Annotated in this window: 15 protein-coding genes and 2 tRNA genes; 8 read left to right on the top strand and 9 right to left on the bottom strand. The window is 70.8% G+C overall.

Annotated features, from left to right (window positions below):
- Window positions 1-84 precede the first annotated feature (84 nt).
- The 4 genes from ettA to msrA all read right to left on the bottom strand — a co-directional run bounded on the left by ettA (window position 85) and on the right by msrA (window position 3,542).
- A complete protein-coding gene (gene ettA, locus K5S26_RS05635; protein ID WP_221856755.1) occupies window positions 85-1,764 on the bottom strand; it encodes an energy-dependent translational throttle protein EttA in 1,680 nt (559 codons plus the stop codon).
- 48 nt (window positions 1,765-1,812) lie between these two features.
- Complete coding sequence (locus K5S26_RS18635; RefSeq protein WP_246603688.1) at window positions 1,813-2,349, bottom strand: DUF6993 domain-containing protein; 537 nt, start codon at window positions 2,347-2,349, stop codon at window positions 1,813-1,815.
- A gap of 15 nt (window positions 2,350-2,364) precedes the next feature.
- The gene (locus K5S26_RS05625; protein ID WP_221856753.1) at window positions 2,365-2,841 is read right to left on the bottom strand and encodes a single-stranded DNA-binding protein; all 477 of its coding nucleotides are present in this window, start codon (window positions 2,839-2,841) and stop codon (window positions 2,365-2,367) included.
- Window positions 2,842-2,999: 158 nt separating this feature from the next.
- Entirely contained in the window at window positions 3,000-3,542 is a 543-nt protein-coding gene (msrA, locus tag K5S26_RS05620; protein WP_221856751.1) for a peptide-methionine (S)-S-oxide reductase MsrA, read from the bottom strand.
- Between the two features lie 130 nt (window positions 3,543-3,672).
- On the opposite strand from msrA, the gene K5S26_RS05615 reads away from it, so the two are divergent.
- Window positions 3,673-3,948 (top strand): hypothetical protein, encoded by a 276-nt coding sequence (locus tag K5S26_RS05615; RefSeq protein WP_221856750.1) that lies wholly within the window; start codon window positions 3,673-3,675, stop codon window positions 3,946-3,948.
- Window positions 3,949-3,954: 6 nt separating this feature from the next.
- Here K5S26_RS05615 and yczR read toward each other — a convergent pair whose 3' ends face one another.
- Window positions 3,955-5,388, bottom strand: coding sequence for a MocR-like transcription factor YczR (gene yczR, locus K5S26_RS05610; RefSeq protein WP_221856748.1), 1,434 nt, complete (start codon window positions 5,386-5,388; stop codon window positions 3,955-3,957).
- Window positions 5,389-5,449: 61 nt separating this feature from the next.
- Between yczR and yczE the strand changes: the two genes are divergently transcribed.
- A complete protein-coding gene (gene yczE, locus K5S26_RS05605) occupies window positions 5,450-6,088 on the top strand; it encodes a membrane protein YczE (protein ID WP_221856745.1) in 639 nt (212 codons plus the stop codon).
- Here the strand turns inward: yczE and K5S26_RS05600 are convergent.
- Window positions 6,048-6,260: a methyltransferase gene (locus K5S26_RS05600; protein WP_221856743.1), complete on the bottom strand. Its 213-nt coding sequence runs from the start codon at window positions 6,258-6,260 to the stop codon at window positions 6,048-6,050. The two genes, yczE and K5S26_RS05600, sit on opposite strands and share 41 nt — an antisense overlap.
- A gap of 105 nt (window positions 6,261-6,365) precedes the next feature.
- Here K5S26_RS05600 and K5S26_RS05595 point away from each other — a divergent pair, with 105 nt between their 5' ends.
- Window positions 6,366-6,860 carry a hypothetical protein gene (locus K5S26_RS05595; RefSeq protein WP_221856741.1) on the top strand — a complete coding sequence of 165 codons (495 nt, stop codon included), beginning with the start codon at window positions 6,366-6,368 and terminating at the stop codon, window positions 6,858-6,860.
- On the opposite strand, the gene K5S26_RS05590 is transcribed toward K5S26_RS05595, so the two are convergent.
- Window positions 6,851-6,923: transfer RNA gene (locus tag K5S26_RS05590), tRNA-Arg, on the bottom strand. The genes K5S26_RS05595 and K5S26_RS05590 overlap by 10 nt on opposite strands.
- A 73-nt stretch (window positions 6,924-6,996) precedes the next feature.
- Here K5S26_RS05590 and orn point away from each other — a divergent pair.
- The 5 genes from orn (at window position 6,997) to K5S26_RS05565 (ending at window position 8,944) form a co-directional block, all read left to right on the top strand.
- Complete coding sequence (orn, locus tag K5S26_RS05585) at window positions 6,997-7,623, top strand: oligoribonuclease (RefSeq protein ID WP_221856739.1); 627 nt, start codon at window positions 6,997-6,999, stop codon at window positions 7,621-7,623.
- A 40-nt stretch (window positions 7,624-7,663) separates the two neighbouring features.
- Window positions 7,664-7,739, top strand: a tRNA-His gene (locus tag K5S26_RS05580).
- A gap of 64 nt (window positions 7,740-7,803) precedes the next feature.
- Window positions 7,804-8,154, top strand: coding sequence for a metallopeptidase family protein (locus K5S26_RS05575; protein WP_221856737.1), 351 nt, complete (start codon window positions 7,804-7,806; stop codon window positions 8,152-8,154).
- Complete coding sequence (gene clpS, locus K5S26_RS05570) at window positions 8,151-8,456, top strand: ATP-dependent Clp protease adapter ClpS (protein WP_372454384.1); 306 nt, start codon at window positions 8,151-8,153, stop codon at window positions 8,454-8,456. Before K5S26_RS05575 ends, clpS begins: the two co-directional genes overlap by 4 nt.
- Entirely contained in the window at window positions 8,453-8,944 is a 492-nt protein-coding gene (locus tag K5S26_RS05565; protein ID WP_221856733.1) for a DUF2017 family protein, read from the top strand. Before clpS ends, K5S26_RS05565 begins: the two co-directional genes overlap by 4 nt.
- On the opposite strand, the gene K5S26_RS05560 is transcribed toward K5S26_RS05565, so the two are convergent.
- Entirely contained in the window at window positions 8,941-9,531 is a 591-nt protein-coding gene (locus K5S26_RS05560) for a nucleoside/nucleotide kinase family protein (protein ID WP_308122780.1), read from the bottom strand. The two genes, K5S26_RS05565 and K5S26_RS05560, sit on opposite strands and share 4 nt — an antisense overlap.
- Window positions 9,515-9,835, bottom strand: coding sequence for a hypothetical protein (locus K5S26_RS05555; RefSeq protein ID WP_221856731.1), 321 nt, complete (start codon window positions 9,833-9,835; stop codon window positions 9,515-9,517). Before K5S26_RS05555 ends, K5S26_RS05560 begins: the two co-directional genes overlap by 17 nt.
- Window positions 9,836-9,915: the final 80 nt, after the last annotated feature.

Here is a 9,915-nt window from a genome sequence, read left to right as displayed (position 1 = left end):
GGGGGGCGCCCCCCCCCCCCCCCCCCCCCCCCCCCCCCGCCCCCCCCCCCCCCCCGCCCCCCCCCCGCCTCTTCGTGCGCGGTGTCAGTCGCGCGTGAGCTTGCGGTGCGTGGTGCGGTGCGGTCGCGCCGCCTCGGGGCCCAGACGCTCGACCTTGTTCGCCTCGTAGGCCTCGAAGTTGCCCTCGAACCAGTACCACTGCGAGGGGTTCTCGTCGGTGCCCTCGTAGGCGAGGATGTGCGTCGCGATGCGGTCGAGGAACCACCGGTCGTGGGTGATGACCACAGCACAGCCGGGGAAGTCGAGCAGAGCGTTCTCGAGCGAGCTCAGGGTCTCCACATCGAGGTCGTTGGTCGGCTCGTCGAGGAGCAGCAGGTTGCCGCCCTCCTTGAGCGTGAGAGCGAGGTTCAGCCGGTTGCGCTCGCCGCCCGACAGGACGCCGGCCTTCTTCTGCTGGTCCGGTCCCTTGAAGCCGAACTTCGACACGTAGGCGCGCGACGGGATCTCGGTCTTGCCGACCGTGATGATGTCGAGGCCGTCCGAGACGACCTCCCAGAGCGTCTTCTCGGGGTCGATGCTCGCGCGGCTCTGGTCGACGTAGCTGATCTTGACCGTCTCGCCGATCTTCAGCTCGCCGCCGTCGAGCGGCTCGATGCCGACGATCGTCTTGAACAGCGTGGTCTTCCCGACGCCGTTGGGGCCGATGATGCCGACGATGCCGTTCGGGGGCAGGTTGAAGCTCAGGTTCTCGATGAGCGTGCGCCCATCGAAGCCCTTCTGCAGCTTCTTCGCGTCGATCACGATGCTGCCGAGTCGCGGCCCGGCGGGGATCTGGATCTCCTCGAAGTCCAGCTTCCTCGTCCGCTCCGCCTCGGCCGCCATCTCCTCGTAGCGGGCCAGACGCGCCTTCGACTTCGTCTGGCGGCCCTTCGCGCTGGAGCGCACCCACTCGAGCTCCTCCTTGAGGCGCTTCTGCAGCTTGGCGTCCTTCTTGCCCTGCACGTCGAGGCGCTCGGCCTTCTTCTCGAGGTAGGTCGAGTAGTTGCCCTCGTACGGGTACAGACGGCCGCGGTCGACCTCGGCGATCCACTCGGCCACGTGGTCGAGGAAGTACCGGTCGTGGGTGATGGCGATCACGGCGCCCTTGTACGACTGCAGGTGCTGCTCGAGCCACAGCACGCTCTCTGCGTCGAGGTGGTTGGTGGGCTCGTCGAGGAGCAGCAGGTCGGGCTTCTGCAGCAGCAGCTTCGCGAGCGCGACGCGGCGCTTCTCACCGCCCGAGAGCGGCGCGATGGCGGCGTCCGCGGGCGGCGTGCGCAGCGCGTCCATCGCCTGCTCGAGCTGAGAGTCGAGGTCCCAGCCGTCGGCCGCGTCGATCTCCTCCTGCAGCGTGCCCATCTCGGCGAGGAGCGCGTCGAAGTCGGCGTCCGGCTCCGCCATGAGCGCCGAGATCTCGTTGAAGCGGTCGACCTTCGCCTTGATCGCGATGCCGTCCTGGATGTTCTCGAGCACGGTCTTCGACTCGTCGAGCTCCGGCTCCTGCATGAGGATGCCGACGCTGAAGCCGGGCGTGAGCTTCGCCTCGCCGTTCGACGGCTGGTCGAGCCCCGCCATGATCTTCAGGATCGTCGACTTTCCGGCGCCGTTCGGGCCGACCATGCCGATCTTCGCACCGGGCAGGAACGCCATGGTCACGTCGTCGAGGATGAGCTTGTCGCCCACCGTCTTGCGGGCGCGCACCATTGAGTAGATGTATTCAGCCATTTGATCCCAGTCTAGGACGGGATCGCCTCACGTCACGGGGCGTTCCGGTCACCAGTCGATCGGACGGGTGTCGCCGAGCAGGCACACGGTGCCGTCTTCCAGGGCGGGCAGCACGCGTGCGACCGTCTCCCCGACGTCCGGGCCGACCTGGCCGATCAGGCACTGATCGTCCCAGCGCACCGAGAACTGCATCGACTCCGCCGGGTTGCCCACGGTGGTGAGGTCCTCCGTCACCTGCATGGCGACCCGGTCGAAGCCGGCCTCGACGAGCGCATCCACGTACGCACGGCCCTCTCCTCGCCGGTCGGAGCCCCACACCTCATCGACGATCGCGGAGAAGTACGGCAGATTGTCATCGGCCGTGCCCTCCGGCACCAGCGCCGGCGCCTCGGGAGCGGCCGGCTCGCTCGTCGCCGAGGCGCTCACCGAGGGCGACGGCGAGGCGCCCGGCGCCGGGGGAGCCGTGGGGGCGCATGAGACCGACGTCACCGCCGCACCGATCACGACGACGAGGGCGAGCGCGCGCGTGGCGGCCGGCGAGCACGTCCTTCGCGGGCCAGGGGCCCGTCCAACGGCGCGGCGCATGGTCACGCGCCGAGTCTAGAACGGCGTCTCGGCCTGCTCGGTCCGCTCGCTGGGCTCCGGCGCGGGCTCGTCGTCGCCGGGCTGCTCACCCGGCACCGCCCACCCGTCCGCGGCCGTCTCGCCGACGGTCGCGCGCTGCCCCGACCTCCGGAACGACGTCGTGCCGAAGCGGAGGTCGTGCCCGAGCGCGTCCGCGTCGATCTCGGCCTCCATTCCCTTACGCCCATCGCTCTCCCACGCCCGCAGACGGAGGCGGCCGGTGACGACCACCCGCTCCCCTTTGTTCAGGGACGCCCCGGCGTTGTCCGCCAGCGCGCGGTACGCCGAGACGCTGTACCAGTTGGTGGAGCCGTCGACCCAGGCCCCCGCCTCGCGGTCGTACCTGCGTTGCGCGCTCGCGAGGCGGAACCGCGTGACCGGCACGCCGTTCGGCAGCGCGCTCCTCGTGGGCTCGGTCGCGATGTTGCCGGTGATCGTGATGATGTCGCTCATGGTCGTCCCTTCCGCAGCCGGAGACCACCCCCGGCTGCGACCGCGCCCCGGGGCGCGCGGCCTCGACACGACTGTGCCCGGCGCCGCGGGGCGGCAGAACGGATCGCCCCGTCCGTCGAAGAACGGGGGCGATCGTCAGGGCTGTGGACGAGAGGCCGTCAGGCGGCGAACTGCGCGAACCGTGCGCGGACCTTGTTCACCTTCGGCGCCGCCACCGCGAGGCAGTACCCCTGCGTGGGGTTCTTCGCGAAGAAGTCCTGGTGGTAGTCCTCCGCGTCGTAGAAGACCCCGAGCGGCTCGATCGTCGTGACGATCGTCCCCTCCGCGTCCCCGATCGGCGCGTCCCAGATGTCCGACGCCCGCGTGCGTGCCGCCTCGAAGAGCTCCCGCTGAGCGTCGTCCGCGGGGAACATCGCCGATCGGTACTGCGTGCCGCGGTCTGCCCCCTGGTGGTTGAGCTGACGCGGGTCGTGCATGGTGAAGAAGGCGTCCAGGATCACGTCCGCGGGGATCCGCTCGGGGTCGAACGTGATCTTCACCGCCTCGGCATGCCCGGTCGCACCGGTGCAGACGAGCTCGTAGTCGGGATCCGGCGTCGTGCCGCCGGTGTAGCCGGAGACGACGCTCTCCACTCCCTGCAGCGCCCGGTAGGCCGCATCCAGGCACCAGAAGCATCCACCGGCCAGGACGAAGGTCTGCATGTCGTACTCCTCTCGCCGCTTCCGCGGCAGCTGCTCGCTCGCATCAACCGTACGCCGCTCCGTGACGTCCGTCGGCGGCGCACTGGATGTCGGTGGCCCCTCCTATCGTCGTTCGCAGAGAGGAGCCCTCATGGACAACACCGCATTCGCCCCCGACGTTCCCGTCGCCGCCCCAGCCCTCCGCGGGCGCGAGAGGCTGGCACGCGCCGGCGCCGCTCTGTGGCGGGTCGTCGCGCCGGACGATCGCGTCATCGGGCACCTCCGGCAGGTCGATCATCCGCTCGGCGTCCGCTTCCGTGCGGAGCGCCTGCAGCTTCCGCCCCGTCCGGGCGGCGCGGCGGGCCGCTTCGTCGAGGTCGGCGAGTTCTGGGGCGCGGACGAGGCGGTCGCGAGCCTCCGCTCCTGACGACGGTCAGACCACGGCGTCCAGCGGCGCCGTCTCGCCCGCGTCGAACCGCAGGTCGGCGACGTCGTGCCATGCCTGGACGAGCAGTTGGGCCGCCTGCGACAGCACCGGCGCGGGTGCCGTGAACGGCACTCGGAGATGGCGCTCGTGCCCGCCGCCGACCGAGAAGCGGGGTCCCGCCGACAGCAGCAGCCCCCGCCGGCGCGCGGCGAGGGTCAGCGCCGAGCTGCGGGGCGCGCCGAGACCGACCCAGAGGGACACTCCGCCCGAGACGTGCGGCACGTCCCACTCGGGCAGGTCGCGCCGCAGGACGTCGACGATCGCGTCGCGGCCCGCGCGCAGCAGCTCCGCGCGCTGACGCAGCACCTCGGGCATGACGGGCATCAGACGTTCGGCGACGGCCTGCTCGAACTCCGGTGTGCCGAGGTCGGTCGTCGGCCGCGCGGCCGTGAGGCGACGGACCAGGTCGACGTCGGCCCGGATCCAGCCGATCCGCAGCCCTCCCCATACCGTCTTCCCGAGTGAGCCGAGTGTGACGACGCCGTCTGCGCCGGCGGCTGCCGCGAACGGCACGGGCGACGACACGTGCTCGACGCCCAGCTCCGCGGTCGTCTCGTCGACGATGACGAGCGCGCCCACAGAGCGGGCCAGCTCGGCCACCCGCACGCGCGCTTCCGGTGCCATCGACTCCCCGGTCGGGTTGTGGAAGTCCGGCATCAGGTAGACGACGCCGGGTCGGGAACGGAGGATCGCGTGCTCCGCGCGTTCGAGGTCCCACCCCGCTCCCACGATCACCGGCACCCCGACGAGTCGCGCGCCCTGACGGGCGAACACCTCGGCGGCGTGCGGGTAGGTGGGGGTCTCGAGCAGCACGCGATCGCCGCGCGACACCAGCAGGAGGGCGAGCAGGGAGATCGCGCTCTGCGCGCCGTTCGTCACCATCACCTGGGACGGCTCCGTCGGCAGCCCGCGCTCGGTGTAGCGACGCGCGATCTGCTCGCGCAGGCCCCGACGACCTGTCACGTCGTAGCCGGGCCTCGCCATCACCGAGGGGGCGTCCCCCGCCACCTCCGCGTACACCGCCGCCAGCCCCGGCCACGCGGCGGGGCTCGCCTGCTGCAGGTCGGTGGACTCGGCATCGGCCGCCACGCGCCCGAGATCGCGCCGCCCGAGCGGGCGGGTGATGCTGCCGGATCCGCGGACGCTCTCGATGTGACGACTGGCTCGCAGGCTGCGGTAGGCGGCCGCGACCGTGGTGCGGCTCACCCCGAGACGCGCGGCGAGCTCGCGTTCCGCCGGCAGCGCCGTCTGCGGGGCGATGCGGTTGTCCAGGCACAGGAGACGGATCGCGTCGGCCAGCGCCTCGTACGCGGGCTCTCTCGTCCGCCAGGGGCCGAGCAGCGCGTCGAGCGCACGAGCGGACAGTCGAGAATCTGCCATGTATCCACATTAGCGAGATTGGCATCTTTACCAAATGCCAATCTCTGGCTGGACTGGAGCCATGTTCCACGCCTCGCTCACGCGCCGCATCGCCCAGCTGTCCGTCGGTCTGCCGCTCTATGGCGTCGGCGTCGCACTGACGGTCGAGGCCGGCCTCGGGCTCGACCCGTGGACGGTGCTCGCCGAAGGGCTCTCCTTCCACACCGGGCTCGGCGTCGGATGGGTCGTCACGCTGCTCGGAGCGCTGGTGCTGCTCGCATGGATCCCCCTGCGCGAGCGCCCGGGCATCGGCACCGTGCTGAACATCCTCGTCGTCGGCCCCGCCATCCAGGTCACCCTCGACCTGATCCCGCCGATCGATGCGCTGCCCGCGCGCATCGCCCTGCTGCTCGGCGGCATCGCCCTGGTCGGCCTCGCGACGGGGCTCTATGTCGGAGCGCGCTTCGGCCCGGGCCCGCGCGACGGCCTGATGACGGGCCTGCATCGCCGGGCGGGATGGCCCGTCTGGCGCGCACGGGTCACAGTGGAGCTCACGGTGCTGGGGCTCGGCTGGCTGCTCGGCGGCACCGTCGGGCTCGGGACGGTCGTCTACGCCCTACTCATCGGCCCCTGCGCCGATGTCGCCCTGAGACTGCTCGACACGCGGCGCACGCGGGAGGTCAGTGCTGCCGGAATTCCGGTCGCCCCGACCCCGGCCTGAGGTGCGAGACGAGGGCGTTCTTCGCGACGTCCAGGCCTGCATACTCCCCCACGGGCGCATCGGCGCCGGCCATCGTGACGGCGAACCGTCCGTCCTCGACCTCCCGGACGATCCCCACCGCCCCCGCCGGACCGTAGGCCACGTACAGACGTCGTGCGTGCGTCGTCGTCATCGTCGACTCCCTTCGTCGCCAGCGAGGCTACGCCGGGTCCCGCCCCTCGGGAAGCCCTCCAGACCACGATCCGCAATGTCGTACATATGTTCTAATGTCGTGGGCATGGATCGCGCCCGCCTCTACGAGCTTCAGGCTCGGCACCGCCATCGCAACTTCCTCCGCGTCGTCGCCCATCTCGAGCGACACCCGTGCGTGGACTGCGGAGAGGCCGACATCGTCGTGCTCGAGTTCGACCACCTCCCGGGAAAGGAGAAGCTGTTCGACATCGCCCGCGGCGTCGGCGGCTCCACGCGCTCCTGGAAGGCGATCGAGGCGGAGATCGCCAAGTGCGAGGTGGTGTGCGCGAACTGCCACCGCCGACGAGGAGCGGCACGTGGCGGGTTCCGGAAACACCTCCTCGTCCGCGGTGACGAGATCGCCTCCCCGGACCTCGAGCCGCAGCGGCGCGTCGTCCCTCATGGCGGCGGCGCCAAGGGGCGCCACAACTGTCGCTGCGACGCGTGCCGCGAGCGTCGCAGGCAGTACACGAGGGAGTGGCGCGCGCGACGTCGGGAGAAGACGGCAGACCGGGACCGCGACCCCGAGAGCGCCCCCTGAAGGATTCGAACCCTCGACCGACAAGGTAGAAGCTTGCTGCTCTGTCCACTGAGCTAAGGGGGCCTCCCTATACGGTACCGCTCCGGGCAGGCCCCTCCGCGTCAGGCCCGTCGCCGAGCGTCGATAGGCTGGGGGCATGGTAGGCGCCTCCGAGAACGACCGGCTCGTCTGGATCGACTGCGAGATGACGGGCCTCGACCTCTCGGTCGACGAGCTGGTCGAGATCGCGATCGTCGTGACCGACTTCGAGCTGCGGATCCTGGACCCGGGGTTCCAGGTCGTCATCAAGCCGTCGCAGGCGGCCACGGAAAACATGGGCGAGTTCGTGACGGAGATGCATCGCAAGTCGGGGCTGCTCGACGAGCTCGACGGCGGCGTCTCCCTGGCGGAGGCCGAGCGGCTGTCGCTGGAGTACATCAAGCGGCTCGCCCCCCAGGCGCGCAAGGCGCCCCTGGCCGGGAACACGATCGGCACGGACCGCATGTTCCTGGCGAAGTACATGCCCGCGGTGGACACGTATCTGCACTATCGCAGCGTCGACGTGTCCAGCGTCAAAGAGCTCTCGCGTCGCTGGTTCCCCCGCGCCTACATCCACGCGCCTGCCAAGGACGGCGGCCACCGGGCGCTCGCCGACATCCTCGAGTCGATCCGAGAGCTGGAGTACTACCGCCGTGCCGTCTTCGTGCCCGAGCCCGGGCCGACCAGCGACGCCGCACGCGCGATCGCGTCCTCGGTGGTGTCATCGTTCGGACCAGAAGTGTGACAGAATAAAGAGGTTGTCCCCGAGTCGATCGGGGGCCACGGTGGCTGTAGCTCAGTTGGTAGAGCACCGCGTTGTGGTCGCGGGGGTCGCGGGTTCAAGCCCCGTCAGCCACCCCAGTGAGTGAGGAGCGATCCTGAGCCGAAGGTTCGAGTGTCGCGGCGGTCGTTCGCAGGTCGGCGGATGAGGGAGATCGACGCCGACGCGTTCGAGCGCTTGGTGATCGAGGAGCTCGACGCCCTGCCGGACGACATGGTCGACGGGCTGGACAACGTCGTGTTCGTCGTCGAGGATCGCCCGGAGGACGGCTCGCTCGATCTGCTCGGGCTCTACGACGGGCTCGCTCTGACCGAGCGCGACCGATACGGCATGGGCGAGCTGCCGGACCGGATCATCGTCTACCGAGAGCCGCACCTGGACAGGTGCGAGACCGAGGACGAGCTTCGGGACGAGATCCACACGACCCTGGTGCACGAGATCGCGCACTTCTACGGCATCGACGACGACCGACTGCACGAACTGGGATGGGCATGACCGCGCTGAGCATCGCGACGCCGGATCTCGACGAGGACACGCGTCTGGACGACCGCGTCGACCCGAGCGTGCCGTGGCAGACGGTGGTCTGGAACGACCCGGTCAACCTGATGAGCTATGTGACGCGCGTCTTCCGCGAGTACTTCGGCTACAGCGCCGCACGCGCGACGGAGCTGATGCTCGCCGTGCACCACGAGGGTCACGCCGTCGTGGCCGAGGGCGCGCGCGAGCAGATGGAGCTGCACGCCCAGGCGATGCACGACTACGGCCTCTGGGCCACGGTGAGGAGGGCGGCTTCATGACGGAGCGTGCCGTCGTCCTGTCGCTGACGCGCATCGAGACGACCCATCTCGCCGACCTCGTGCGTCAGTTCGCCGATCTGGTCGACAGCACGCCGTCGGCGCCGGACCCAGCGCTCGAGCGCCTGACGCCCGATGTGTATCCCGAGGACGCGGAGGCATCGCGCGAGTTCCGCGCGCTCACCCGGTCGGATCTGCTGCGCCGCCGCGCGAACGACGCTCGGGTCGTGCTGGACGACCTGTCGCGCGTCGAGCGGGTGCAGGACGAGCTCGCGCGCGTCGACGTGTCGCTGGAAGGCGACAGCGTGGAGGCGTGGCTGCGCACGCTCGCCGCGGTGCGCCTCGTCGTCGCGACTCGGCTCGGCATCCACGAGGACGACGAGGAGCACGACCCGGAGGACCCGCGGTTCGGCGTCTACGACTGGCTGGGCTATCGGCTGGAGGTCCTCGTGCAGGCCGCCGAGCCGGATCTGCGCGGCGGTGCCGACTAGGGCAGCCGCACCACCAGCTCGGCGACCGCACGCGGGTCGTGCGTCGCGAGATGCCTGCGCTCCTGCGCGGCCCAACGCTCCCAGTGCGGCTCGTATGCGTCGCCGTCGCGGTCGAGCGCGCGGCGCCTGCGGGACGCCTCCGGGGCCTCCACCCAGACGGTCAGGTCTGCCAGAACCGCGCCCTCGGATGTCAGGGCCCCGGAACCCTCGACGATCAGAGGGCGCTGCGGGTCCACCTCGTGGCGCTCGGCGAAGACGAGCGCGTCCCAGTCGAACCGGCGCCAGCGGCCGACCTCGCCCGCCGCGTGCGGCGCCACCAGCCACTCGTGCGTCAGCCGCGTGCCCTCGGTGAGACCGTCCCATCCCGGATAGAACGAGTCCAGCTCCACCAGCTGCGGCGTCTCCCCTGCCCTGGGCCACTCGTCGACGAGGCGGCGCGCCAGCGTGGTCTTGCCTCCGCCGCTCTGACCGTCGATCACGATCAGCGCCGCGTCGCTCTCCAGCCGACTGACCGCCTCCGCGATGGACGCGAAAGCGGCGTCGTGAGCCGCGGGGAAGGGATCCGGGCGGCTACTTCTTGAGGGCACGGATGATGCGGGCGAGCACCCGGCCGGCGACCCACACGAACGGGATCGACACGGCGATCAGCGACACCACGTTCGGCTCGAACACGATCGTGTCGCCGCGACGGATGTACGCTCCGACGGGCGCCGAGAAGCCGCCGCCACCGCCGCCGCCGTTGCCGGCGTCGTCCGACCCGCCCCCGAACCCGGACCAGGTCGCGGCGACGGGGATGACGCGCACCCCGTCGACGTCCTGCTGCTCGCCGTAGGCGCTCTTCACGCCGATGTTCGCGGACGCCTTACCGAGTTCCAGTGCGATGTTGGGCATGACTACACCCTAGGCGGAGCGAGCGCGTAGCGGGAGGGCCGGCGCCGTCTCGGCCGTCGGCGCGGGACTCGCCGCCTGCG

Source organism: Microbacterium marinilacus, from assembly GCF_019753765.1.
Taxonomy (GTDB): domain Bacteria; phylum Actinomycetota; class Actinomycetes; order Actinomycetales; family Microbacteriaceae; genus Microbacterium; species Microbacterium marinilacus.
Note: the sequence above shows the minus strand (reverse complement) of the source record. Positions and strands in the feature narration are given on the sequence as shown.